This is a genomic window from Clostridium sp. KNHs214, from assembly GCF_000744935.1.
In the GTDB taxonomy this organism is placed as follows: Bacteria; Bacillota; Clostridia; order Clostridiales; family Clostridiaceae; genus Haloimpatiens.
Genome location: NZ_JQMW01000013.1, coordinates 197,499 through 223,374 on the forward strand (window position 1 = coordinate 197,499; position 25,876 = coordinate 223,374).

At 28.9% G+C, this 25,876-nt stretch carries 25 protein-coding genes; 3 read left to right on the top strand and 22 right to left on the bottom strand.

What is annotated here, in order from left to right; genetic code table 11:
* Window positions 1–3 precede the first annotated feature (3 nt).
* On the bottom strand, window positions 4–624 hold the full coding sequence (locus CC89_RS16500) for a thymidine kinase (RefSeq protein WP_035294031.1): 621 nt from the start codon (window positions 622–624) through the stop codon (window positions 4–6).
* A gap of 238 nt (window positions 625–862) precedes the next feature.
* Here CC89_RS16500 and rpmE point away from each other — a divergent pair, with 238 nt between their 5' ends.
* Window positions 863–1,075, top strand: coding sequence for a 50S ribosomal protein L31 (gene rpmE / locus CC89_RS16505; RefSeq protein ID WP_035294033.1), 213 nt, complete (start codon window positions 863–865; stop codon window positions 1,073–1,075).
* A gap of 22 nt (window positions 1,076–1,097) precedes the next feature.
* On the opposite strand, the gene rho is transcribed toward rpmE, so the two are convergent.
* The 10 genes from rho to ypeB form a co-directional block, all read right to left on the bottom strand.
* Entirely contained in the window at window positions 1,098–2,540 is a 1,443-nt protein-coding gene (gene rho, locus CC89_RS16510) for a transcription termination factor Rho (RefSeq protein ID WP_051931923.1), read from the bottom strand.
* Between the two features lie 79 nt (window positions 2,541–2,619).
* Window positions 2,620–2,808, bottom strand: a complete 189-nt coding sequence (locus CC89_RS20690) for a hypothetical protein (protein ID WP_035294036.1) — start codon at window positions 2,806–2,808, stop codon at window positions 2,620–2,622.
* A gap of 64 nt (window positions 2,809–2,872) precedes the next feature.
* Window positions 2,873–3,220, bottom strand: a complete 348-nt coding sequence (locus tag CC89_RS20695; RefSeq protein WP_035294038.1) for a hypothetical protein — start codon at window positions 3,218–3,220, stop codon at window positions 2,873–2,875.
* A 173-nt stretch (window positions 3,221–3,393) separates the two neighbouring features.
* Window positions 3,394–4,992, bottom strand: coding sequence for a CTP synthase (gene pyrG, locus CC89_RS16525; protein WP_035294041.1), 1,599 nt, complete (start codon window positions 4,990–4,992; stop codon window positions 3,394–3,396).
* A 168-nt stretch (window positions 4,993–5,160) separates the two neighbouring features.
* Complete coding sequence (locus CC89_RS16530; protein WP_035294043.1) at window positions 5,161–5,478, bottom strand: hypothetical protein; 318 nt, start codon at window positions 5,476–5,478, stop codon at window positions 5,161–5,163.
* Window positions 5,479–5,559: 81 nt separating this feature from the next.
* Entirely contained in the window at window positions 5,560–6,894 is a 1,335-nt protein-coding gene (locus CC89_RS16535; protein WP_035294045.1) for a sigma-54 interaction domain-containing protein, read from the bottom strand.
* A 21-nt stretch (window positions 6,895–6,915) separates the two neighbouring features.
* Window positions 6,916–7,332 carry a YwiB family protein gene (locus tag CC89_RS16540; protein WP_035294046.1) on the bottom strand — a complete coding sequence of 139 codons (417 nt, stop codon included), beginning with the start codon at window positions 7,330–7,332 and terminating at the stop codon, window positions 6,916–6,918.
* Between the two features lie 17 nt (window positions 7,333–7,349).
* Entirely contained in the window at window positions 7,350–8,333 is a 984-nt protein-coding gene (locus tag CC89_RS16545; RefSeq protein WP_035294048.1) for a DUF814 domain-containing protein, read from the bottom strand.
* A gap of 27 nt (window positions 8,334–8,360) precedes the next feature.
* Entirely contained in the window at window positions 8,361–9,392 is a 1,032-nt protein-coding gene (locus tag CC89_RS16550; protein WP_035294050.1) for a D-alanine--D-alanine ligase family protein, read from the bottom strand.
* Between the two features lie 359 nt (window positions 9,393–9,751).
* The gene (gene ypeB, locus CC89_RS16555) at window positions 9,752–11,119 is read right to left on the bottom strand and encodes a germination protein YpeB (RefSeq protein WP_035294666.1); all 1,368 of its coding nucleotides are present in this window, start codon (window positions 11,117–11,119) and stop codon (window positions 9,752–9,754) included.
* A gap of 309 nt (window positions 11,120–11,428) precedes the next feature.
* Between ypeB and CC89_RS16560 the strand changes: the two genes are divergently transcribed.
* Entirely contained in the window at window positions 11,429–12,562 is a 1,134-nt protein-coding gene (locus CC89_RS16560) for an MGDG synthase family glycosyltransferase (protein WP_035294052.1), read from the top strand.
* On the opposite strand, the gene spoIIR is transcribed toward CC89_RS16560, so the two are convergent.
* The 10 genes from spoIIR to CC89_RS16610 all read right to left on the bottom strand — a co-directional run bounded on the left by spoIIR (window position 12,543) and on the right by CC89_RS16610 (window position 23,544).
* Window positions 12,543–13,157 (bottom strand): stage II sporulation protein R, encoded by a 615-nt coding sequence (gene spoIIR, locus CC89_RS16565; protein ID WP_035294054.1) that lies wholly within the window; start codon window positions 13,155–13,157, stop codon window positions 12,543–12,545. The genes CC89_RS16560 and spoIIR overlap by 20 nt on opposite strands.
* A 282-nt stretch (window positions 13,158–13,439) precedes the next feature.
* Complete coding sequence (locus tag CC89_RS16570; RefSeq protein ID WP_035294057.1) at window positions 13,440–14,615, bottom strand: Ger(x)C family spore germination protein; 1,176 nt, start codon at window positions 14,613–14,615, stop codon at window positions 13,440–13,442.
* The gene (locus tag CC89_RS16575; RefSeq protein WP_035294060.1) at window positions 14,612–15,706 is read right to left on the bottom strand and encodes a GerAB/ArcD/ProY family transporter; all 1,095 of its coding nucleotides are present in this window, start codon (window positions 15,704–15,706) and stop codon (window positions 14,612–14,614) included. Before CC89_RS16575 ends, CC89_RS16570 begins: the two co-directional genes overlap by 4 nt.
* A 31-nt stretch (window positions 15,707–15,737) precedes the next feature.
* Entirely contained in the window at window positions 15,738–17,201 is a 1,464-nt protein-coding gene (locus tag CC89_RS16580) for a spore germination protein (RefSeq protein WP_035294062.1), read from the bottom strand.
* A 23-nt stretch (window positions 17,202–17,224) separates the two neighbouring features.
* Complete coding sequence (locus CC89_RS16585) at window positions 17,225–17,431, bottom strand: CLC_0170 family protein (RefSeq protein WP_035294064.1); 207 nt, start codon at window positions 17,429–17,431, stop codon at window positions 17,225–17,227.
* A 518-nt stretch (window positions 17,432–17,949) separates the two neighbouring features.
* A complete protein-coding gene (gene ispE, locus CC89_RS16590) occupies window positions 17,950–18,792 on the bottom strand; it encodes a 4-(cytidine 5'-diphospho)-2-C-methyl-D-erythritol kinase (RefSeq protein WP_035294068.1) in 843 nt (280 codons plus the stop codon).
* Between the two features lie 416 nt (window positions 18,793–19,208).
* Complete coding sequence (locus tag CC89_RS16595) at window positions 19,209–20,765, bottom strand: DUF3794 and LysM peptidoglycan-binding domain-containing protein (RefSeq protein WP_035294071.1); 1,557 nt, start codon at window positions 20,763–20,765, stop codon at window positions 19,209–19,211.
* Between the two features lie 295 nt (window positions 20,766–21,060).
* Complete coding sequence (locus tag CC89_RS16600; RefSeq protein ID WP_035294073.1) at window positions 21,061–21,297, bottom strand: Veg family protein; 237 nt, start codon at window positions 21,295–21,297, stop codon at window positions 21,061–21,063.
* A 239-nt stretch (window positions 21,298–21,536) separates the two neighbouring features.
* Entirely contained in the window at window positions 21,537–22,409 is an 873-nt protein-coding gene (gene yabG, locus CC89_RS16605; RefSeq protein WP_035294075.1) for a sporulation peptidase YabG, read from the bottom strand.
* 127 nt (window positions 22,410–22,536) lie between these two features.
* Window positions 22,537–23,544, bottom strand: a complete 1,008-nt coding sequence (locus CC89_RS16610) for a CotS family spore coat protein (protein ID WP_035294078.1) — start codon at window positions 23,542–23,544, stop codon at window positions 22,537–22,539.
* A 124-nt stretch (window positions 23,545–23,668) separates the two neighbouring features.
* On the opposite strand from CC89_RS16610, the gene CC89_RS16615 reads away from it, so the two are divergent.
* On the top strand, window positions 23,669–24,787 hold the full coding sequence (locus CC89_RS16615) for a glycosyltransferase family 4 protein (protein WP_035294082.1): 1,119 nt from the start codon (window positions 23,669–23,671) through the stop codon (window positions 24,785–24,787).
* A 51-nt stretch (window positions 24,788–24,838) separates the two neighbouring features.
* Here CC89_RS16615 and CC89_RS16620 read toward each other — a convergent pair whose 3' ends face one another.
* Window positions 24,839–25,864 carry a CotS family spore coat protein gene (locus tag CC89_RS16620; RefSeq protein WP_035294085.1) on the bottom strand — a complete coding sequence of 342 codons (1,026 nt, stop codon included), beginning with the start codon at window positions 25,862–25,864 and terminating at the stop codon, window positions 24,839–24,841.
* Window positions 25,865–25,876 lie beyond the last annotated feature (12 nt).

The following is a 25,876-nucleotide window of genomic DNA, read 5'->3' on the forward strand; positions in this document are numbered from 1 at the left end:
TAATTACTCCCTAGTACATGCAGCTTCTTTATTTTTTAAATACAATTCTTTATACTTAATATAACATTTTGGACAAAGTGACTCATACTCTACGCTATCTTCTTTATCTATTGCCACTTGCTTACCTTCAAAAACAAACTTACCATTTATTTTTCTTCCATTTACTAAAGCTTTCTTTCCACAAGCACAGATAGTTTTTAATTCTTCTATGCTATGAGCAATGAGCAGAAGTCTTTCACTTCCTTCAAAACCATTCATAAGAAAATCTGTTCTAAGTCCATAACATATAGTTGGTATATCCATCTTTACTGCTATATTAAATAACTGATCTATTTGTTCTTTTTTTAAAAATTGAACTTCATCTACCAATATACAATGAATTTTACCATTTTTTTTATTCCAAAACTCTACTAATTTATACACATCTTCATCTCTGCCAACCAGCATATCCACTTTCCTAGTTATGCCTAATCTTGACACTATATTTTCTCCACCTTTTGTATCTGTTTTAGGTTTAACTATAATTATGTTCATTCCTCTTTCTTCATAATTATGAGCCACTTGAAGTAAGTTAGTAGATTTACCACAGTTCATGGCTCCATATCTGAAATATAATTTACTCATATTTTATCCCCCCACTTTTCTTTGGTCAATACTTTATTATTATATTTCAAAACTATTTTATAATCAAAATATATTTAAATAAGAAACCTGGAAATATTTAAAGATTTTCCTATAAAAAATATATTAAAATAATCTAGTTATAACCGCTTTTGTTATGTTGACTATTATAAAAATTAATGATATAATCTAGTAGTTGAAAATGCCGTTATGCAGTTGTAGTTTGAGAGAGGTGAGAAGAATGAAAAAAGATTTACAACCAACATATCATCATGATGCAGTTGTTAAATGCGCATGTGGTAATACCTTTACAACTGGTTCAGTTAAAGAAGAGTTAAAGGTTGAAATTTGTTCAAAATGTCATCCTTTCTTCACCGGTAAACAAAAAATGGTGGATACTGGTGGAAGAGTTGACAAATTCTTAAAGAAATTCAACATGAAATTAGAAGAGTAAAATCAATGGGAAAGATAATTAATTATCTTTCCCATTTTACTTTATTAAAAACATTTATAAATTCATTATTACTTTTAGTTTTAGACATTACATTTATCAAATCTTCAGTAACAGCATCTCCATTGCCAGCTTTGTACATAAATTTCCTTATATTAAATGCAACCTCTTGTTCTTCCTTGGATAATAATAAATCTTCCCTTCTAGTTCCTGATTTATAGATATCTATAGCAGGGAAAATTCTTCTTTCTTGAAGCTTTCTATCTAAGTGAACTTCCATGTTTCCAGTTCCCTTAAACTCTTCATAAATCATATCATCCATTCTACTTCCGGTTTCAACTAAAGCTGTAGCTAATATAGTAAGACTTCCACCTTCTTCAATATTTCTAGCTGCTCCAAAGAATTTTTTAGGCATTAATAGTGCTCCTGGATCTAATCCACCTGATAATGTTCTTCCTGTTGGATTTATAGTAAGATTATATGCCCTCGCAAGCCTAGTTATACTATCTAAAAGTATCACCACATCCTGACCTTGCTCTACCATTCTTTTAGCTCTTTCCAAAACCATATAAGCTACCTTTGTATGATGCTCTGGCTCCTCATCGAAAGTAGAATATATAACTTCTCCGTTAATTGATCTCTGCATATCTGTAACTTCTTCAGGTCTTTCATCAATTAACACCACTATCAACTTTACTTCTGGGTGATTCATTTCTATGCTGTGTGCAATTTTCTTTAAAAGAGTTGTTTTTCCTGCTTTAGGGGGAGCCACAATTATACCTCTTTGTCCTTTTCCAATAGGGGAGATTACATCCATCATTCTAGAAGATAAGTCATTTTGATTTGTTTCTAATTTTAATCTTTCTCTAGGATAAATAGGAACTAAAGTCTCAAACTTCTTTCTATTAATAGCCTTTTGGGGATTTTCACCATTGATTTGTTGAACATATAGAAGAGCTTTAAATTTTTCTCCTTCTTTAGGCGTTCTAACCTTTCCAATTACTTCATCACCAGTTTTCAAATTAAACTTTCTTATTTGAGATGGAGATACATAAACATCCTCCGAACTAGTTAAATAATTTTTTCCTCTTAAAAATCCATAACTATTATTCTCATTTATTTCTAATACACCTTTAGCTGTATCAGATTCCCTTATCATTTTAATCTTTTCATTAACAGAATTTTCTTCCACGCCTTGGCTTTTTACCTTATTACCATCTGAATTTTCCTTGCTAATTTTATTTTTTTCTCTATCTATACTTTTTTCATTATCTAAAACCACAGATTCTTTAGGTGTAATTTTTTCTACTAACACTTTTCCATTCTTATTTATACTTACTGGGGATATCTTATTTATTTCTTGAATAAGCTCCGCCTTTTTGTACTTAGAAATACTTTTCACACCCACTTCTTTAGCCACTTCTTTCAATTGGGCTAAAGTCATATTTTCAAAATCTATCCCTGACAAAAAACCATCTCCTTATATAAATTGTACTAAGCCTTTTGGGATTTATAGAAGAACTTTCATGAAATGCAATGCTTATCTATTATAACTTATATAATAGATAAAATCTATAAAAAAATGTAACATATTTTTTTATTATCTGTTGTTTTATAAAATTTATTTCTATTACTTTATTTTTTATTATATTTTTATTCTTTACTACATTTTCATTCTTCATTATATTTTTATTCTTCATTATATTTTTATTCTTCATTATATTTTTATTCTTCATTATACTTTTATTCTTTATTATACTTTTATTCTTTATTATGCTTTTATTCTTTATTATGCTTTTACTATTTTATAGTTATCATGCTTAATTGTTCATTTACTTGTTCATATTTATTTATTCTCTTCATAACAGAATTTTCTTCACCTATAAAAAACAATGGTGTATTTAAAGTTTCACAGCCACCTATAAGCATTTCCCTATTTACAAGTGAATTTAATTTATATTTATAGACATGCACTCTACTGCACAAAGGACAATCAACTTTTAATATTAACTCTCTATTTTTAATAGAAATTTCGAAAGGGGTGATTTTATTATTAATTTGTTTTATTTTAAAAATATTTGTTTTTTCTATAGTATATTTATTAAAAGCATCTTTTAACGCAATAACTATATTTGTATTTAAAAGCATATAAATACACCCCCCTTCTATTTATATAAGAGTTCTATACTTAAAATTAAAATCCTCCATTTATTTTGTTTACTAAAATAAAATTTAATATATAAAACCTTCAATTCCAAAATTATTAAAGTACTTTAACAATAATTATCATCATGGAAGTTGAAGGCTATTATTTAAAATTTCTATTTATTTAATGCTGCATTTATAAAGCTTACAAATAGCGAATGGGGTCTATTTGGTCTTGATTTTAACTCAGGATGAAATTGCACAGCTACAAACCAAGGATGGTTTTTTATTTCAACTATTTCAACTAATCTTCCATCAGGACTTGCCCCAACTATCTCCATTCCCTTTTCCATCAATATTTTTCTAAATTCATTATTAAATTCATATCTATGTCTATGTCTTTCATAAACAATTTCACTACTATAAGCTTCAAAAGATTTTGTATCTTTTTCTAATTTACAAGGATATATACCAAGTCTCATAGTTCCACCCATTTCATCTACATCTTTTTGCTCAGGCATTAAGTCTATAACTGGATATTGAGTTTTAGGTTCTATTTCTGAACTATGAGCTCCTTTAAATCCAGCTACATTTCTAGCAAATTCGATAACAGCACATTGCATACCTAAACATATTCCTAAAAACGGTACCTTGTTTTCTCTAGCATATTTTATAGCTTTAATTTTTCCTTCTACCCCTCTATCACCAAAGCCACCTGGCACTAATATTCCATCTACATTTTTTAGAAATTCTTCTACATTATCTTCCGTTATTAATTCTGCATTTATCCACTTAATATTTACATTAGCATCATTGCTAAGTCCTCCATGACTTAACGCCTCTACTACTGATATGTAAGCATCATGTAATTCAACATATTTTCCTACTAGCCCTATAGTTACATTCTTGCTTAAATTTTTCATTTTACTTACCATTTGTGTCCATTCTTCCAACTTCACATCACTGCAACTCATATTAAGTTTTTTACACACTAAATCATCCAAACCTTCATTATGTAGTAGAAGAGGCACTTCATATAAATTATCCGCATCTAAATTTTGAATTACAGACTCTCCATCTATATTGCAAAATAACCCTATTTTATCTTTCATTTCACTTGAAAGAGGTTTTTCTGAACGGCAAACTATTATATCAGGTTGAATGCCTATGCTTCTTAATTCCTTAACTGAGTGTTGAGTTGGTTTAGTTTTTAACTCACCTGCTTTTCCTAGATAAGGTACTAATGTAACATGTATAAAACAAACATTTTCTCTTCCTACTTCATATTTTATCTGTCTTATAGCCTCCAAAAATGGCAATGATTCTATATCTCCCACAGTACCACCTATTTCTGTTATTACAACATCTACATCTCTTTCTTTAGCCACTCTATATACTCTATTTTTTATTTCATTAGTAATGTGAGGTATAACCTGAACAGTTCCACCTAAATAATCTCCTCTTCTTTCTTTAGATATAACAGACCAATATATTTTCCCTGTAGTTACATTACTATTTTTACTTAAGTTTTCATCTATAAATCTCTCATAATGCCCTAAATCTAAATCTGTTTCTGCTCCATCATCTGTAACAAATACCTCTCCATGTTGGTATGGGCTCATAGTTCCAGGATCCACATTTAAGTATGGATCAAATTTTTGAATTGATACATTCATTCCTCTATTTTTAAGTAATCTGCCAAGTGAAGCCGCAGTTATTCCTTTTCCTAGTGAAGACACAACACCACCGGTTACAAATACATATTTGGTTTTCATTCAAACTCCCCCTTTATCAAAATATATTCAAATTTAGTATTGACATAAACGTTTATAAACATTATAATAGAAATTACCCTATAAATATAATGGGGTATTTGTATTTAAAAATACATTCACTATAATATCATACTTTCATTATTGATGCTATATTTTTTTGTATTTTATTCAAGAAATTTTTCTTCCATGATTTTTAATATTATTTTCAACTAAATCACTTACCTGAAAATAAACTTCTCTAAACTCCCTGTTTATCAAAAATTTTTCTTTAGCCTTTTTTAAATTCGTATTTATACTTCTTTCATTATTTATATTTAATTTCTTTTTCACTTCATCCATATAGTTGCATTTATATTTTTTCATTGTTAAAAACAATAGATATTTGCAGTTATTGTCTTTTAATATGCTCACTATATCATTTTTTTCTACTCCGATTACTTCACAAATAGATTTTATTATTATTTCATATTTTTCTTTTATATCCATAAAAATTCCTCCATATTCTTTTATATATGATTATAGACAAAATCTCATATATTTAAACACAGAGGAATTCCTTATAAAAATTTATTTTTCTATTTTAAATTTTTTAATCTTGTACTGCAAAGTTTGTCTAGGCATTCCTAGGGTTCTAGAAGCTTTAGATATGTTGAAATCATCCACAATTAATTGACTTTCTATAAATTCTTTCTCCATGGATTCTAGTTTTTCTTTAAGGGTTTTTGGTGATTTTAGATTTTTACTACATAGTTCTAAATCCTTGTATTCTATATAACCACTGTCTTTGTAGTTAAAAAGCTCCTCCACTAAATATTGTAGTTCTCTAACATTTCCAGCCCACTCTAAATTAATCATACAATTTAAAGCGTCCTCTTTTATTCCATTTATATCTTTGTTAAACATATCATTATACTTACTTATGAAATGATATATAAGTAATTTTATATCTTCTCTTCGTTTCCTCAAAGGGGGTATATTTAATCTTATAACATTTAATCTATAATATAAATCCTCTCTAAGCTTACCCTCTTTTATTATTTTCTCCGGCCTTTCATTTAAAGAAGCTATTATTCTAACATCTAAAGTTATTTCTTCTTGTCCCCCAACTTTTCTTATAACTCCTTCTTGAATAAATCTCAAAAGCTTACTTTGAAATTCTATTGGCATAGAATTTAACTCATCCAAATATAATGTACCCTTATGAGCTAACTCCAAAATTCCCTTTTGATTTTGGGCTCCTGTAAAACTTCCCTTAACTGTTCCAAACATAGTACTCTCAAACAAATTCTCTGGTATAGCAGCACAATTTTCTGCTATAAAAGGTCCTTTTTTTCTTTTGGATCCATTATGAATAGCTTGTACGAAAAGTTCCTTTCCAACACCTGTTTCACCGTATATAAGCACTGGTGATGAAGATAAAGATGCTTTATAAGCTTTATTCTTTTGTGTTAATATTTCCTTACTGGTACCCACTATATCTATAAAATCATACATACCACCTTTATTTTTTTCTGTAAATAATCTTGTTTTTTTTTCTTTTTTAAATTTTATATTTTCTTCCCCATAATGGAAGTATATTATATTTATAGTTCCTTGTATTTTTTTATTACTAAATATAGGATAAGAAGAATTCACATTAATGAATTCTTCTCCTTTATAATTAACATATTCATCTTTTCTATATAAAAATTGTGTTTTCTCCTTTAAAGACTCAATAAGTCCTGAAGATTTTCTTATTAAATTGGGATAAACCTGAAGTATACTTTTACCTTCATAATTTTTACTTATATTATGATTTTTTTCTAAAGAAGAATTTATAAAAAGTACTTTTGAATTATTATCTACTATTATAATTCCTTCTTTAAGCCCATCCAAAAACATAAATAAAGATTTATCTAACATATTCTTCAACCCTTTACTCAACTACTGAGCGTTTATTTTTATTTCTAATAAGGTATTTTGAATAGCATCTCCTAAGGTTCCTAAATTATAATCCACTAATACATGCCCACCATCTTCATTCATATCTATATCTAACTTATTAGTTTCTAATTCCAACTGAAGCATACCATATGGAGTATTGTATAAAATAGTATCTTTTAATTTATTTTTAAAACTCATCTTAGTACTAGTTGTTCCCATTCTTATAAGTGATACCTTTTCAGGAGAAATTTTCAATGTAGTGGTAGTCCCCTCCATACCGGATATTTCTGTTTCATCATAAACCGCATAAAATGAATCCCCTTTTTGATAAAACTTTCCTGGAGTAACAACTTCTATTTTATCTTGCTCTTCCCCTTTTATTTTACTAGTAACTGAAATAATGGCCTTCTTGTTCATATAATCACTCTCATTTCTTACTTTATCATATATTTTTCCAGTTCCTCCTCCGTAGCAGAAGCAACCTCTACAAAATTATTAGATGGATGTTTATATTTGCCATATCTTATTACTAACTTTTTCTCGTCTTTTCCCTTAGAATACCTAGCTGTAACCTTCGCTGCAAAGATAATATCTTCCTCCACAGCTTCTCCTACTAAAACTACCATAGACCCTTTGAAATCCTTAGCTAAAAATACCATATCTTCTTCTATTAATAGCTTCTTAAGCATTTCTCCTTCTTCTGCGGTTCTAGTAGAAATTATCTTAGCATTAGGAGTTACTCTAAAATGTCTTCCTATTTTTAATAATTCTAATTCTCTATTACTTAGCTCTTGATTCTCTTTTAAAAGATCCTTTAATCTTATAGAATAATTAGGTTCTGTTAATTTACATCCTCCTGCTGGTGATGGATAATCCTCTATACCCCACTTTTCAGCAAGTTCCATTTGTTCTTTTCTTCCTCTGCCACTTATACCTAAAAGCCTTTCTCTATCTACTAAACCATCTAATTCCATCTGGGTTGGAGGCAATATTTTAGCTGAAAGTGGTCTCAATATTTTATCCGCAAATCCTGATTCTTTTTTTACTATATTCAAAGAAGATTTATTTTGGGACATAGGTCTTTGGTTTAAAACTTCTCCCGTTATTATAAAGTCACCTTTCAATTCGTCTAACATTTTTCCTGCATAATTCATCATCAAAGCATGACAATCAATACAAGGATTCATATTTTTGCCATGTCCGTGTTTAGGATTTTTAACTATTTCAAAATGTACCTTTGAGAAATCTACTACCTTCAAAGGAATATCTATCTGTTTAGTCATTCTCACAGCATTTTCTTCATTAAAAAAGTGTGATTTGAAACATATTCCTATTACCTCTATTCCCTGCTCCTTAACTAATTTAGCAGCTAATATACTATCTAATCCTCCTGATATTAAGGCAAGCGCTCTTGTCATAAAATCAACCTCACAATTCTTTATTTTCTAATTATTATTCCTTTCTATAGCTAATTCTATAAGATCAGTTATCAAATTTCTATATTTTCTTCCGTCATTTTCCCACATTTTAGGATACATACTTATATTGGTAAATCCTGGAATAGTATTAACTTCATTAAGATATACTTCATCTGTTTCCTTATCTACTAAGAAATCTACTCTAGCCATTCCAGCACAATCTAACATTTTATATATATCCACAGCTGTATTTTTAATTTTTTCTAATTCTTCTGCATTGAAATTAGCAGGTATCAATAGCTTAGAGCTAGCACTTTTATATTTAGAATCATAATCATAAAAATCTCTATCTGGCACTACTTCCCCTGGAGTGGCAGCTACAGGATTTTCATTTCCTAAAACAGCTACCTCCACTTCCCTAGCGTTTATAGTCTTTTCAACTAATATCTTTCTATCATATTTCAATGCCTCTTCTAAACCTTTTTCTGTTTCCTTTTCATTATATGCCTTTGTAATACCTACTGATGAACCACTATTAGAAGGTTTTATAAATACAGGAAAGTTCAATTTATTTTTTATTTCTTCTATTATACATTCTCTTTTCTTAGTAAATTCACCTTTATTTACTACTACATAATCTGCTTGTTTAATGCCGAAATTCTCCAGCACGTATTTTGTATATACTTTATCCATGCACACTGCTGAGGACATAACTCCAGGTCCAACACATGGTATACCCGCAAGTTTACACATTCCCTGTATAGTTCCATCCTCTCCATATAATCCATGAAGTACAGGAAATACCACATCTACTTCTTTGTTAAATAAAACTTTGTAGCCTTCTGCCTCTTTATTTTTTTCATCCATTTCCCATTGTCCTTCAGGAATTTTATCTATATCTCCTGTATACCTAAACCATTGCCCACGTTTTGTTATCCCTATGACACATACCTCAAATTTATCTCTATCTATATTCTTTAAAACAGATGTAGCCGAAACTCTAGAAACCTCATGTTCCGTAGATTTTCCACCGAATAGAACTGCAACTCTTGTTTTCATACTTCTCTCTCCTTATTGTATCATATTAATATTTTAAATTATTTCTATTTTAATAATGTTACTAAATAATAGTTTAGTTATTTTTCACTACTTTATCAACATTTTTTTAATAAAAAAACATTTTTAAGGTAGATTTTATTATAAATAAAAGAAGTGTTACACTATGATATACAGAAAAATCATAGTGTAACACTTTAGGCACATTCAAAGAAATAACAAGTCAGTATGCTAGTCTATTTTGCGTCATACTGCGTCATCAGAACCCACCGATAGTCATACTAGCGGCGGAACCTGCTTCCTTGTCTGACACAAAATATACCAGCATCTTTAACTTGTTATTTCTTTTCATGTACCTTATTCTATATTGTGAGTTTCCCATTTGGTGTATCAATTATTTGCATTATTCTTCTTTCATATCCTGTTGAAGCATCAATATAAACTATAAACTGCTTCTCTCTATATTTTCCCTTAAACTCATAACATAGCACCTCTTTATTTGTCTCAGTTGGTATAATTGCAAGTCTTGTAGAATCCACATTTAGCCTTTTACCTACTTTTTTTCTAGCTTCTTCTACACTTATATTTGCTTTAGGAACTTTTCTACTTTCTTCATGAGATATTAGATATTTTTCTGACTCTATTCCTATTATCTCCCCATTGTCTAGAGCTATTTTTAATTTTATCTGATCAGGATATACTGCCACATCTCCCAATTTATAAACATAATTAATTAACGCTGTACTGTCATATTTTAATATATAACTAGGTTCCATATTTTTATATCCTAATTTTTCTAAAAATGTTTTACCATATCCTACTGCCTTATCCATGTCTATTTTTTGCTTTCCAACATTTTTATTATCTAATAAATAGACTATCTTACCACCATTTTTGGCTACTTCACATATAATATTTCTATTTTTATCTCCTTTAATATCGGCTTCAAATCTATATGAATCTATCCTTGATTTGCTTTCTTCACCTTTTAAATTTATATTTTGTATTTTATCCTTGCCTATAATGTTTGTAATATTACTCTTAGCTTTATCTGCTGAAACCTTAGGATCTTTATATACCTTAGGCTTTATTTCCATTAAGTTATCAGAAAAAGGTCCATCATAAATAAGTGCAGGATATTGTACTATCTGTTTTTGTATATTACTAAATTTAGCAGTAACAGCTTTTTCTCCATCTGACTTTGCTAAAACTCCACTGGTCTTTTTTCTTATCTCGCCCCATTTAACTTTTCCTTCGTTTATTTCATCCGAAACCCTTGATAATCGCTGCTCTAATTCATAGGATTGAACTTCTAACAAATCAATAGTTTCATAATCCTTATCTGTCAATTCCTTACCTTCAGAAATATTCTTAGTTAAAGTATAACAAAAATCTCCTACTTGTGATAGAAATTTGCTGGTTGTTTCTATATCCTGCTGTTGTATTGGCATAGAATGTATTTTATCATTAGCTATAGATGTATGTCTAAAAATCTCTCCAAAAACCACCATACTCTGCTCTTTAGAGCCTACTATACTACTCTTCCCTAAGTTTGTTCTTATATTTTGTACAGAACTTATTAACTGATACATATTTTTGCTATATTCTCCTTGAAGATAGTTTCTATAATCTGTTCTTTCAAGGGTCATTAATATAGCAAAGGTTGTTGAAAAAACAACTATAAATGTACTTACTATAGTATATACTATTCTTTTTTTAGTACTTTTCATGAATTTTCTTTTCTCCCTTCTGTAATTGTCCTGTTTATTGCAAGGATTTTTCCATTTAAAATTATTTTCTCTCAAAAAGTCCTCCATTATACATATATTCTAGTATTTCAAATAAGTACTTTCGCAATTTTTTCACTACTTTTATTGATGCAATTCTTCTTTTCCTTGTAAAAAAACAAAAAAAAGGGTATACTAATTTCAGTATTAATTGTCCATAAAATATAATATTAGGTTAGTTAAAGCAAATAAGACTACTGATTCAATATATAAAAATATATTGAAATAATTGTACATAGAAGGTGAATTAAAATGAACGTATTAATACTAGCTGTTTCTGCTGGTGGGGGTCATATAAAAGCCGCTGAAGCCATAAAAAGCTACATACTTTTAAATGAGAAAAATTCAAAGGTAGAAATTCTAGATACTTTAAAATATATAAATCCAATTTTAGACAAATTAGTAATAGGTGGGTATATTAAGGCAATAAAAAAATCTCCTTCGTTATATGGTAAACTATATAACTATAATTACTATCAAATGGATAATACATTAGCCTCTGTTAGTAATAAAATAAATGAAATAATGGCTTATAGATTATTACCTTTAATAGAAGATTTTGAGCCAGATATAATTGTATCCACACATCCTTTTCCTAATGAAATGCTTTCTATTTTAAATTCTAATTCAAAATTAAAAATACCTACTCTGTCTATAATCACAGACTATGCTTGTCATAGTTTTTGGGTATATTCAGGTATAGATGCTTATATAATCTCAAATAAAGAGATGATAAATGAAATGATTTTAAATGGTATAAATAGAAATACAATTTTTAATTATGGAATACCCGTACTTCCAAAGTTCTTAGAACCTTGTAAAAAAGAGATTATTTTTGGAGAATTGGGATTGGATACAGATAAAACCACTGTTTTAGTTATGGGTGGAAGTTTAGGCATTGGAAAAATATATGACCTATATTCAGAATTATGCAGCATTGAAAGTGCTTTTCAAATTATAGTAATAACCGGCAGCAATAAGAAATTATACAAAGAACTATCTGAATTAAGCGAAAACGCTCAAAAAATCACAAGAATTATAGGATACACTGACAAAGTAAATAACTATATGCAGTGTTGTGATCTTCTAATAACAAAACCTGGTGGAATAACTATAACCGAAGCATTAGCTTGCGGAACTCCTATGGCATTATTTTCTCCTATACCTGGGCAAGAAGAGAGAAATACCAATTTTTTAGTTAACAATGGTTTAGCCATAAATCTAGAAGATTTTAATAGCTATAAAGAGGGATTTCAAACTCTTTTTAATTCAGAAGATAAGCTTTCTATAATAAAAAATAATTGCAGTAAATTCTATAATAAAAACTGCGGTAATGATATATATAATTTAATGAAAAAAATCATTGCTAACGCAATGACTTTATAAGTTCTAAAATTTTAAATTTTAATATGATTTTTTCATTACATGTGTTATCTATGGATTTATACTCATCTTTAGATAACACCTTTTTCATTTCTTTTTCTGTGTCTTTATACGAAACCTCACCTTTTGTTATATCTACAAAACATAGTGGTGGAAACATGACGCACCACCAATTTTTTCCTTCACCCTTACCTATAAGTATTCTATAGGCTTCATAATTTCCTGAAGGTAATGTTATATTTCCATAAGTTTTAATAGGAAAGTTTTCTTTTCCAAAAGTACTACTAACTTTATAATCATATCCTTCTTTCTTTACAATTTCCTTTGCCACTTTAATTATATTTTTATCATTTTCTTTTATTATACTTCTAGATTCTTCAATACTTTTAGAATTTTTAAGTTTAGGCTGTATATATTTTATAACTTCATCTTTTACTTTCAATTTCAGTTTCTGATCCACTTCATTATCACTATTTGCTATAACATGAAACCTTATTAATTTATTGGATATATCCTTTGACTCTATCCCTTTAGCTTTTATATTGGCAGCTCCAAATATAAATATAAAAATGCATAATACTGTAATTAGTTTTTTCATACTATACCCCCCATGAATATTGTATTCACTCTTATAATTACTATTAAACATTATGTCCATATTTTACATTTATATACATATTATATTTTAATTATTTTCTTCATTTCGCACATAATTTTTAAGTTCTAAATCAAAAGGAAGGGGTAAGTAATGATTTTGCCTATTATCAAGTGTCAAGTAACCACTCAGACAAGCAAGCGTGGTTACTTGACACACTTTGATGAATAAATGAAATATAAATATAGTTTAAATTGTAATTTTATAACTGAAGAAGTTGAATTATTATTTGATTATACCTATTCTTCTTATATCACTTTCTATATTCACATTAATTATAGAGTTTACAAATTCTTCATCCCAATTCTCTCCTATATCCTTAAACACTTTAGGATGATATTTTTTAACATATTCTTTCAATCCAATAAAGTCACTTTTATATTTTTCTTTTGAAATCTGTATAAACCTCTCACTCTGATCTTTTATGGTTTTATCAAACCCTTTTTCTATATTGTTCATTTCTTGTTTTGATAATAAATTCATATTTATTCCATGACCGTTCATTCTTCCTTCCAACTTTATATCTATATTAAATACCATCTTTCCATTTTTTCTATCAAACCTTATTCTTCTTTCGCCACCATCTATGATATAATCTATAGGATGTTTTTTGTAAATAACTACCTTCTTACCTCCTTTCATTTTTCCTTTTAATATTTGCATAGTGCACATATCTTCTTCATTTAGTTCTCCTATAATAACATAATCTTTCACTATAGCAGACTTATCCATTTTTATTTCTTTTTTATTTTTATCCATACTTATTGTAGGAATCATAGCACTGCCATTTTCACTTAAAGATAATAAGAATTCATTTAAAGTTAGCCCTTGTATAACATTATTCTTCTGATTATTGTCAATTAATCCCGTTATATAAGTCTCTATATTTTTTTCTATAGGAGGCTTAAATTTTATGTAATTTTCCGCTCTTCCATCACATACTAAAACATAAATATTTCTACTAAAAGAAGGATCTCTTTCTATATAATCTATTATTTCTTTAACGGTATCTTTATACTGAAAAATATCATTACCTAACATCAAAAGTTTTACGTGCCCCTTGTAAAGTGCTCTACTACTTTTACTCGTTACTTTATTTTTAGCCGCAGATAAGGAATATGCATCAACCGTTATAGTTTCTGTTTCAGCTGTAGCTTCCTTTATCTTTTTTAAATCTGGGAAAGAATATGTAACTCTTAATCTTTCCATTTCTTCCTCTGGAGTTGGAAATTGTAGTTCTGCTGATTTCATTTTCGTTTCTTTTTTTATATCTTTCCCCTCATCTATTCCAATGCCAACTACAAATATCTTTCTATCTATTTCAACTTTATCCCAGCAACCACTCATTAAAGTACAACACAGGGTTATAATTATAATAATAATTGTTTTTCTTTTCTTCATCTTCTACCCCTTCTTTTTATCATAGAAATAATTCCTAGTAATAATATTAATATTACTACAGTAAAAATAGGCGCTGAAATTGATATATTTTCGTACAGACTATATAATTGAGCCAAGTTTTCTGGATACATAGCAAAAACATATATAAAAGGTGTAATAAGTATAGGTGATAATTTTATATCCTCTAAATTAAATACACTTTTTACTACTACAGAAGAAAATAAATATAAGTTAACAAATGTACTTATATAGAGAAGTATCCAAAATATCATTACAACGCCTTCCCATTGTTCAATAAAATATCCTGGAATGTTTATGGATTTAATCATAGTAATAGTAGGCCATATTAGCAACTTAGTCTGCTCCACTCCTAAAACAGCAATTGATACTATAGAAATAATTGCATAAGCAAGTGTTATATATAAAACACTCCAAAATATAACTTTGGGTATCTTACTCTTTCTTTCCACATGTGGCATAGCTAAGTAACATATTTCAAATCCTTCAAAGGCAAAAGTAGTAAGTGCTATTGATTTTATGTACTGAAAAGGAGTGTTTTGAAATACTGGAAGTATATTAGTATAATCCCCTTGCGCCGCTAGTATAATAATAACAAAAGTCATTGGTAAAAATATTATTGGCAAAAGTAATTCATTTAGTTTAATTAGATTTTTAAAGCCACCCCTTATTATTATAGTTCCAATTAATATCATTATTAAAATGATAAATTCCGTTGGGGTTTTTTCCATTAAGTACATTTTTATAACTTCTGAAAATATTCTCATTCCCATAGACACAATAGCGATGTTAAAGAAAACAAACACAATCCCCACTATTTTACCTATATAAGGTCCAAAATTATCTTTAATTATATATATAAACTCTCTAAAACCATTAATCTTTTGAACTTTATAAATAGCATAAAGTAAAAAATATACTATAGCTCCTGAAATTATAGTTACAATCCATCCATCATTACCTACTGAATTAGCTATACTTGATGGATAGGAAAAAATGCCCACTCCTATTATAGTAACAACTATAGTAGCAAAAAGTTGATACTCACTAATAAAATTATCTTTTTTACTCATAATATTCCCAGCAAGGTTCACCTTCTTTCATCTATTCCTGCCTTATTTTATCCTTAGTTCTCATATATCTAGGTCTTTTTTTCATTTTATCTGTTGGAAATCTGATAATAAAATCTTTTAAATCTCTAGTGTTAGTATTTACAGCTGGTGATAAGTACGCTACACCAAAGCTTTTTAATTTTACTAAATGTACTAATAATATCACCAATCCCAAAACTATTCCATATAATCCCACAACAGAAGCTGCTATTATAAGAAGAAACCTAACTATTCTAAATGCTGAAGATACTTCGTAATTGGGTGTCATAAAACTTGTAATAACCGTAATTGCAACTATTATTATCATTATAGGACTTACAATACCTGCACTTACTGCTGCCTGCCCTATAATAAGGCCACCTACAATTCCTATAGTGGCTCCCATTGGTTTAGGAAGTCTCACTATGGATTCCATTAAAAACGCCAAACTTATTTCCATTATTATAGCTTCAATGAATGCTGGGAAAGGTACTCCTTCTCTTGTTGCAGCTATAGAATATGCTAGTTTTGTGGGTATAATATCTGTATGAAAAGATGTTACTGCCACATATAAAGCTGGCATTATAAGTGATAGAATAATTCCTAATACTCTTATTACTCTAACCACAGATGAACTTATCCATCTTTGATAGTAATCATCAGGAGATTGAAACAAATTAGGCAAAGTAGCTGGTACTATTAATACAAAAGGAGAATTATCCACCATTATAGCTACTCTTCCCTCATACAAAGCTGCTGCCACCACATCTGGCCTTTCTGTACTTTGTATTTGTGGAAATATGGATCTTTTGTTATCCTCTATAAGTTGCTCTACATATCCACTATCCAATACTGCATCTATATTTATTTTGCTTATTCTATTTTCTACTTCTTCTACTAGTCCATCTTTAACTATGTCATCTATATACATAATTGCTGTATCAGTTTTAGACCTAACCCCTAGGGTAACTGCCTTTATTCTAAATCTAGTATCTCTTATTCTCCTTCTAACCAAAGCAGTGTTAAATCTAATAGTTTCTGTAAACCCTTCTCTAGAGCCTCTTACTACCGTTTCTCCCGAAGGTTCACTTACTCCCCTAGTTGGCCAAGATCTAGTCGCCAATACATATGCTTCGTCTAAATTATCTATAAATAAAAGCGTATCTCCAGATAAAAATGCATTTACACCTTCACTTAACTTATCCACTTCTCTTAAATCAGAAACAGATAATATTTTCTCCTTTATTTCTTGTGCATCTATTACCTCATCTTCCTCTAACATGAGACTTTCTAATACATAGTCATCTAATAATAATTTATCTGCCATACCATCTATGTAAACTAAAGCACCTCTTAGGTTTTTACAAATAAAAAACTCCCTATATACTATATCTGAATTATCCTTTAATAACTCTTTTATATATTTAATATTATCTTGAGAATTTATGGATATTTTTTCTCTAATCTCTTCTTTCAAATGACTCCCCTCCACTACCTTTTCTAGAGCACAACCTTTCTAACTATAAATAATGCAATTCCAATAATCATCACTGTATATCCTAAATATCTACTTTTTTTAGCCAAGGAAAATTTATTAAGTGCTTTAAAAGAATTATAATCATAAAATATCAAAACACCTGACTGTATCAAAATAAGCATTAAAAAATAAGCATTAAATAAATCCAGAACTACAAAAAGTTTTTTCATAATATCACCACCATATTCCATATGTTCGCTTTTAAACCAATTTATATTCAATCATATATCTTATCTTTTCACATTTAAACCAAAATATACTTATTTTTTAATTAATATAACTATGATTCAACCACAAAAGGTACAATGTAGTGGAATTATGAATTAGCTACTAGTTTGTAAAATCCAATATGGTTCAAGTACTAGATGGTATTAGATAATTAAAGGTAAATAATTCAACTTTCTCAGTTATAAAATAAGGAACATTTTCAGCTGAAACTGAGAATGTTCCTTATTTATTGTTTATTCAATTTTATCATATCAATTTGAAGCTTTCTCCTCAATTAGTCATTGGTACATTGTTCATTTATACCGCGTCCTTACCCGGCTTACGATAATTTTATCTGTCTAAAAGAAGAATTTCTAAAATTAAATTTAAATAGTTCCTTCGCTTCTTATGCAAGTCATTCCAGAGAAATTTCATAATTCAGGTAATGTAATGATTTTTGTGGGATAATCATATTATACATTTATATAGTTCTAGTTATAAAAACCTCACTATAATCCTCCTTCAACCCCTCATAACATCTCTGAGCAGTGAGCATATCATCAAAAAAACCAAATACACTTGGTCCACTTCCACTCATTAAGCTACCTAATGCATTTAAATTTATCATTTTAGTTTTTATTTTCTTTATGGTAGGGTTATTTTTTATAGTTACATTTTCAAGTACATTTTTCATGCTTCTATTTAAAGAAATCAAGTCTTCATTTTCCATATATTTAATTAATTTTTCTGTTTCCGGATGCTTATATATCTTTTCTATATTTAAAGCCTTATAAACTTCTTTTGTAGATACTCCGAAATTAGGTTTTACAAGTACTAGTATTTTGTTCTTAAAAGGTTTTAATGGAGTTATCACCTCACCAATACCCTCACAAAGAGCAGTACCTCCTAATATACAATAAGGCACATCAGCACCTATTCTTACTCCCAAATCCATTAGTTCTTTATCAGAAGCATTAACTTCATATATATCTCTCATACACTTTAAAACCGAAGCTGCATCAGTACTTCCCCCTGCTAACCCTGCAGAAACCGGTATATTCTTATTAATATAGATCTCCACACCTCCATCTATACTATAGGTATCTAAAAACAATCTAGCCGCTCTATATGCTATATTCCTCTCATCTAAAGGCACATAAGTCTTATCACATCCTATAATTATACCATCACTTCTTTTTTCTACACTTATAACATCATATAAATCTATATTCTGCATTATCATCTTAAGTAAGTGATATCCATCTTCTCTCTTCCCAACTACATCTAGTGAAATATTTATTTTGGCATAAGCCTTTATTAACATCTTTAATCCTCCAAATCCTTAATCATAAAATTTAAATATAATAAATTTTTATAATCAATAGTTACGGGATAAATTATAGCACAAAATTATAATTTATGGCGGATGGATTTAAACATTTATATACTGATATTTATTGCATTATAATTGCACAGCATACATGTCATTTCTACCTACAAAAGAAAAAAACCAGAGCTTTTCCTTAATTAAAATTTCCAAACTCTGGTTCTTAATAGAAAAATATATATTCCTCTTATACCCCATATTTCACATATTATACTTATCACCACTAGCCCCTAGCACACCAGTACTCTGGCAAACTAGCCAACTGATCCAGATCCTCTAGCACTCAGCTCACCAGAACCCTAACTCTGTCCTACTAACACACTGGCACTCTAACCCACTAGCAAACTGGCACACTAAATCACCGCTCTTCCCGGTATTATAAGTTTATCTCCAACCTTTATCATATTCACATCATCTATGGTATTTATATTAGCTAAGTCTTCCATTCTGCAATTATATTTCTTAGCTATCTTCCATAAAGTATCTCCATTTTGCACCACATAAATAGTAATACTAGCTTTCTTTTGAGGAATTTGATTTTCTTCAACCTTTATATCCACTATAAAATCTTTATTAGTAGTATAATTAACTCTAACATACACATTTACTAATGCTTTAACTGCTATATTTCCTGGCTCCACATTAGCCTCTATGCTTTCCAATTTAGCTTTAGCTATACAATTCATATCTATCTTAGTTCCTGGAACTTCAGCAGTACATGTAAATGGTATTGCATCCTTCATACTATAAATATACTTATTTTCGTCATCAGACTTATAAAGAACCTTTACATCTACAACGCCCTCCACTACTACTTTATCCTCTACCAATTTCTTATCTGTTATACAAACTTCTCCAGAGCTCATTATAACCTTATTAGGATTAGGCATATTTTCTTCTACTGCTATGTCACCCTTTACTACAGTTCCACACCAAGTTTGGCCATGTATAACATTTAATAAGTAATTTTTTTTCTCAATATCAAGCATTAATTCTGGAGAATATGCATCTTCTATCATATCTATTTCTTCTTTATACATAAGTTTAGTATTTGTTTTTACCAAAATTTCTACATCAATAACTCTTTTTTCTCCTAAATCATCTTCCTTTATCTCTACATTTATAGCATCTAATTTATAATCTGTATAATCCCGCATATCAACTCTTATATTTTCATTTTCTTCTTCCTTGCTTAGGAAAATATCCTCTTCCATATAATTTATTTCTCTACTATCCTTACTTTTATATAGAACTTCTATGCGTGCCATTGCTTCTACTTTAATTTTTCCGTCATAAAGCTTTACTTCTTCTTTATGAATATTTACATCACATTTAATAACATCACTTATTTCTGGGTTATCCATAGGAATTTGCATACGACATTTTCCTATAACCTCACAAGGTATAACAGAAACTATTTTATCTACAGATGCTGGATTTTTAAGCAACTGTACTTTTTCGTCTCCACTTATATCTTTTACTATATTAAAGCTATAATTTTTATAAACCGCTGCTTTTAACTGAATTATTCCTTCTATAGATACCTTTCTTTCATTTGCTATGGAACATTCCATATGTTCTACGTAGCTTTCCACGTCACACATCATATCCCTTTCAGCACCCTGAAGCTCAATAGCATTAGAGAATTTACCAACGTAGCTAACATTAAAAGCTTCATTCCCTCTTTCTCCTTTTGCTAAATACATTACATTATATTCAACCTGACCTTCAATATAAATCTTATCTTGCATAATTTCCCTACTAATTACTAAAGGATTAGCTTCAACCATAAGTATTTCTTCTACATCAGGATGAGTGTCTGGTATTATAAATTCTTGTCTTACTACTGTGTCCACAGTGTTTTCACCTAGCAGCTGTTCGTATTCTATGTTTTCCCTTAAAAGTTCCATTATCCTTTACCTCCCTTTACTACCTACTATTAATTTATATAAAAAAAAGAGATAAAGTATGATAAACTATCGTAATTTTTTTTAAACCATAATTGACAAAAAAACATTTATTATAATATTTTTTTGTTGACAAACATCTTTTTTTGACGTATTATATTAAATGGTTGTTGACCATATAACCTCTCATAAATTCTCAATACCCTTTTATACCATAGTTGAAAGATGGCACCCTCCATCTTTCTCTTTTTTGCAAAAAAATAAAAAGTACTGATTTAAGTACTTTTTATAAAATATATTACCCTACAAAATTTAATTGTACTGTTTTCGTCAAAACATCTGAATAACTATATGATACTCTCCTTTGGGTGTCATTTTCTAATCTAACGATGAATATACTAGGATATGTTTCTTCTATGATTCCATTTTTTATGAACACTTTTTTTCTTCCACCGTTAGCCTTTAGTGTCACTTTTTCTCCTATATGCTTATCAATCTCATTTTTGATAGAAGCTAATACATCTCTCCCCTGCATATCAACACCCTCTTTCTCTATTATAAATTATAGTATACTTTTAAACTTTTGTCAAATAACTTATTATTTTATCATCAATGTAAAAGACTTGTCAATATTAAAATTTTATTAATTTTTTATTTCTCTTTAGTTAACACTTGCTATAATAGCATTTACATAGGAAATTTACTATCTTTTGCATATTCCTTCTATATTATTAGCATAATACATATTTTATATTCTACAAATAGATTTTATTTTTATACATATGGTGATTTAGGAAACCCCTCCCTGTACTTTCCTCTAGTTTGAAGTCCTCCTATACCTTTTGTACCTGTAATGGTATTTTCTATTACTTCTTCTATGGAAACTATTTTTTCTATATTAGTATAAGACACCTTTTCACATACAAAAACCGGATCAAGACAGTGGATTAAGACTCTATTAGGAGAGCTGGCAAAGTTAGCCCCTGCCCCTAATATAGCTTCATAGCAAGACTGGCAGGCTCCTGCAAATATAACAAGTTCATCATATCCCCTTTCATAATTTCTAAGCTCACTAACACTTTCAACAAAATACTTAGAGTTCTTATAATTATTTAAATCCATATAATCTTTAGTATCTTTTAGCATTCCATCATGCCCTGTTATAACTACTATATCTGGTTTAAACTCCTTAACTAAATCTACCACTTTTAAAGGCTGCTCCTTCTCTGAAATGACTTTTCCTACCACATCTATACCTACTCGCTTATAAGTCTTCATGCATATCTCTAAATACTGAGAATCCCCATCTATATGCAGTACCTTACCCGGTCTCCCAAAATACAGATCTTTATTCTTTAACTCCTTATTTTTAAGTGTAAGTCCGCTCATAACTTCTACCGCATCTGACCTAGTAGTCAGTATATTCTTTATAGATTCTTTAACCTTTCTATTAAAAACTTCATCTTTTTTCCCCGCTTCTTCCGAATCCGTTCTTTCTAGATCTTCCTCTGGTGAATCTGCAATAATTCTAATATTAATTCCCTTTAATATATAAATTTTTTTTCCCTTTTCTTCCCTTATATCAATGACTTTAAAAGTTATATCCTTGTCATAGGATTTTCTTACTACTATATCACCAATGTCCATATATAAACCTCCTCAATATATGGGTACTCTATATTTATATGCACTAGAGTACATTTTGGTGTTAAAAAACAAAAACGCCATATTTTATAGCGTTTTTGCTTATATAAAAGTTAATATTTTCAACAAACTACTCCTTTTGCTCGTACTCCTTTTTAAACTCTTCTATAAATTTCATATAATCTTCTTTTTCTGCCTCTAGTTTAGTCATTTTTGTTGAGAAAGTATTTTGTATCCAATTTATTTCATTGTAATAATATCTATTACAAAGTCTCCAAAATCTTTGAGGAAACAATAAAAATGCAAAAAGTACTCTGTATTCCTCTTCTCTTAGTGGATTAACAGAATTATAGTTATCAATTATATTTTTTGCATAATCTATGTTCCATTCATTTCTCTTTAAAACCTTAGTTATAAAATTTGCAATGTCATATGTCCTTAGTTCTCTTTTACAATAATCAAAATCTATTATATTATAGTTTTCATTTGTATCTATTATTATATTATGATAAGTATAATCATGATGACAAAAAGTTTTTTTCTCCTCTGCTATAGCACATAGATTAATATACTCAGAATCCTCCATAACCTTCATAGCTCTTCTACCTATTTCCTTGTAAAACTCCATATTTTTTATATAAGCTAAATCAAACTCACCTTTTTTACTTTTTTTCTTTCTTACTATACTTCTCATTTTATCAAAACTCTTAACTCTTTTTTCCATAAGATATGGCCATCTTCCTAAATCTGTTTTTAATTTACTATTTTCTGGTGGTTCATAGCCCGTACTGGAAATATGCATTTTCGCTAAATTAGCGGCAGCCTTGGACACATCATCTAAATCATGAAAATTACATTCTCTTCCTTCAATCCACTGTGAAAGAGTATATATATCCTCATTTACCAAGGCATATGGTTCTCCTTCTGTATTTAAACAATACCTATCTATATTATCAAATCCGTTTTTAAGAAGATGTTCTTTAGCTCCATAAACAAAATATAATTTCTGTATACCATAATTAATTTTCTTTAAACACCTATTCCCTTTATCTGTTTTTAAATAATATACTCCCTTATTTGGTTTAATGCTTTGAATCTTAATATCAAACTGTCTTTCAATTTCAAATTCTCTCATCATTGTTTATCACCCCCATTTAATCTATATGAGAGAGATTTTTATTTTATACTCCAATTTTTATCATAAATATGGTATACATGTTAATAAAATTAAATATAGCATATTTTCACAAGGGGAGAGTGTTTTGAATATAGGCATTGATTCTAGAGCTGCAAAATGGTATAGAGGTACAGGTATCGGAACTTATACTTACGAACTTATAAGCTCTTTAAACGACTTTGATAGGGATAATAACTATACATTATATATGCCGAAAGATAATAACTACATACACTTTAATAAAAATTTTATTATAAAGAATATATGTGATGATAAAAAAGAAAACTTTTGGGATGATGTTAATACCCCAAATGAAATATACGAGGATAATTTATGTATATATCATGTACCTCAAAATGGCATAGGACTTCCTAAAAAGAAAAACTGTCCTTTTGTAATTACCTTACATGATATTATACCTTGTAAGATGCCCAGTACTGTTAGCGAGCAATATTTAACTATCTTTTTTGAAAAAATTAAGGAAATTATAAATCACTGTGATTCTATAATAACAGTTTCCAATTACTCTAAAAAGGATATAGTAGAAAATTTAAATTACCCAGAAGAAAAAATACATGTAACCTACCTTGCCAGTGATAATGTATATAGACCTTTAAATAAAATTTATTCTAAAAAGTTCATAAAAAACTCTTATGGAGTAGAAGAAGATTTTATTCTTTATATAGGAGGTTTTAGTCCAAGAAAAAACATATGCGGTCTTATAGAAGCCTTTAGCAAATTAAAATATAGAAACAATTTAAAATTAATTATAGGAGGAAAAAAAGGAAAGTCATATAGCTTGTACAAACAAAAAGCTATAGATCTTCACATAGAAAATAAGGTGATATTTACTGGTTTCATTCCCATAGAACATCTTCCTATATTTTATAATGCCGCAAAATTATTTGTGTACCCATCACTTTACGAAGGTTTCGGTCTTCCCCCTATAGAAGCTATGGCTTGTGGCACTCCTGTTATAGCCTCAAACAGAACATCTATACCCGAAATTTTGGGTGATGCCGCATATTTAATAAATCCTGAAGATATAGATGTTCTCTGTAGCTCTATGGAAGAAGTTTTAGAAAACGAAATTTTAAGAAAAGAATTAATCCTTAGAGGATACGCAAAAAGTAAAAGTTTAAACTGGGAATCTACCGCAAAAAAAACATTAGACATATATAAAATAATTAAAAACCAATTCTAATGATTAACCCACAATTAGGAACTAACTAAAAAAAGGGGTACTCCCCTTTTTTTAGATTAATTTTTCAAATTCAATAATAAATTGGTTTTTATCCTCATTTATATATGTCTTCTTCTCTATTCTGTTTATAAATGTTTCTAATGTCCAATCCTTTCTCTTAGTATAATAGTCTCTTGATATAGAATAAAAATCCTCAGGGAAAGCAAGCATTCCGTATAAAACTTTCATCTCATTTTTATCTATGGAATTAATCTTTACATATTGGTTTAGTATATCTTTAGCCTTTTCTATATGATATCCAGAGTTCTTTACAGCTTTAGTTATATAATTACATAAATCATGTACTTTTAAATCTATTATGGAGTAATCAAAATCTATAAAATATCCCTTATCCCCTCTTATTATTACATTGTGGTGAGCCAAATCATGATGACATAAGACCACCTTATTTTCTTCACCACACAGTTTATAGTATTTTGAGTTTTCCAGTATGTCTATACTTTTTTCTGCCTGATATATATTAGAGTCTACATTTTTTAAAAACACTTCATCAAATTCATTTTTCTCTTCATAAAGATTAGATATGCTTTTAAAAAAAATCATCTCTTCCTTTTTCCTTTTTAAAACACCTATAAAATTTCCACAATTGTTTCTACTTTTAAAACTAACATAAGAGTTTATTCCTTCTCCAGCTTTATGAAATTCAGCTAAACTTTTAGATGTGATATTTAAATCTACAGGATTGCTAAATTCACTTTCACGCCCTTTAACTAAATCCATTATAAAATATACTTCATTATTCCATAAAGTATATATGTTCCCATCTAATGTTGTTACAAAATTTATAGTTCTATTAAAGCTTTTATTTATATAATTTAAAGAATTGTATATAAATTTTAGTTCTTCTAAAGAATAATTTACCTTTTTTAAAATTTTATTTCCCCTGTTGGTACATAATATAAAAGCTTTTCTTACAGGTACCACTTCATACACGGAAAGCCCAAACTTTTTAAATAAATTTACATCTAAATCGTATTCACATAACTCTTCACGACTGTCATATTTGCTATTAAGCATACCCCCACCTCC

Coding starts and splice junctions, on each gene's coding strand:
- CC89_RS16500 (WP_035294031.1), bottom strand. CDS start 624: ATGAGTAAATTATATTTCAGATATGGAGCCATGAACTGTGGTAAATCT.
- rpmE (WP_035294033.1), top strand. CDS start 863: ATGAAAAAAGATTTACAACCAACATATCATCATGATGCAGTTGTTAAA.
- CC89_RS20690 (WP_035294036.1), bottom strand. CDS start 2,808: ATGAAGAATAAAAATATAATGAAGAATAAAAATATAATGAAGAATAAA.
- CC89_RS20695 (WP_035294038.1), bottom strand. CDS start 3,220: ATGCTTTTAAATACAAATATAGTTATTGCGTTAAAAGATGCTTTTAAT.
- pyrG (WP_035294041.1), bottom strand. CDS start 4,992: ATGAAAACCAAATATGTATTTGTAACCGGTGGTGTTGTGTCTTCACTA.
- CC89_RS16530 (WP_035294043.1), bottom strand. CDS start 5,478: ATGGATATAAAAGAAAAATATGAAATAATAATAAAATCTATTTGTGAA.
- CC89_RS16535 (WP_035294045.1), bottom strand. CDS start 6,894: ATGTTAGATAAATCTTTATTTATGTTTTTGGATGGGCTTAAAGAAGGA.
- CC89_RS16540 (WP_035294046.1), bottom strand. CDS start 7,332: ATGAACAAGAAGGCCATTATTTCAGTTACTAGTAAAATAAAAGGGGAA.
- CC89_RS16545 (WP_035294048.1), bottom strand. CDS start 8,333: ATGACAAGAGCGCTTGCCTTAATATCAGGAGGATTAGATAGTATATTA.
- CC89_RS16550 (WP_035294050.1), bottom strand. CDS start 9,392: ATGAAAACAAGAGTTGCAGTTCTATTCGGTGGAAAATCTACGGAACAT.
- ypeB (WP_035294666.1), bottom strand. CDS start 11,119: ATGAAAAGTACTAAAAAAAGAATAGTATATACTATAGTAAGTACATTT.
- CC89_RS16560 (WP_035294052.1), top strand. CDS start 11,429: ATGAACGTATTAATACTAGCTGTTTCTGCTGGTGGGGGTCATATAAAA.
- spoIIR (WP_035294054.1), bottom strand. CDS start 13,157: ATGAAAAAACTAATTACAGTATTATGCATTTTTATATTTATATTTGGA.
- CC89_RS16570 (WP_035294057.1), bottom strand. CDS start 14,615: ATGAAGAAAAGAAAAACAATTATTATTATAATTATAACCCTGTGTTGT.
- CC89_RS16575 (WP_035294060.1), bottom strand. CDS start 15,706: ATGAGTAAAAAAGATAATTTTATTAGTGAGTATCAACTTTTTGCTACT.
- CC89_RS16585 (WP_035294064.1), bottom strand. CDS start 17,431: ATGAAAAAACTTTTTGTAGTTCTGGATTTATTTAATGCTTATTTTTTA.
- ispE (WP_035294068.1), bottom strand. CDS start 18,792: ATGTTAATAAAGGCTTATGCCAAAATAAATATTTCACTAGATGTAGTT.
- CC89_RS16595 (WP_035294071.1), bottom strand. CDS start 20,765: ATGGAACTTTTAAGGGAAAACATAGAATACGAACAGCTGCTAGGTGAA.
- CC89_RS16600 (WP_035294073.1), bottom strand. CDS start 21,297: ATGCAGGGGAGAGATGTATTAGCTTCTATCAAAAATGAGATTGATAAG.
- yabG (WP_035294075.1), bottom strand. CDS start 22,409: ATGGACATTGGTGATATAGTAGTAAGAAAATCCTATGACAAGGATATA.
- CC89_RS16610 (WP_035294078.1), bottom strand. CDS start 23,544: ATGATGAGAGAATTTGAAATTGAAAGACAGTTTGATATTAAGATTCAA.
- CC89_RS16620 (WP_035294085.1), bottom strand. CDS start 25,864: ATGCTTAATAGCAAATATGACAGTCGTGAAGAGTTATGTGAATACGAT.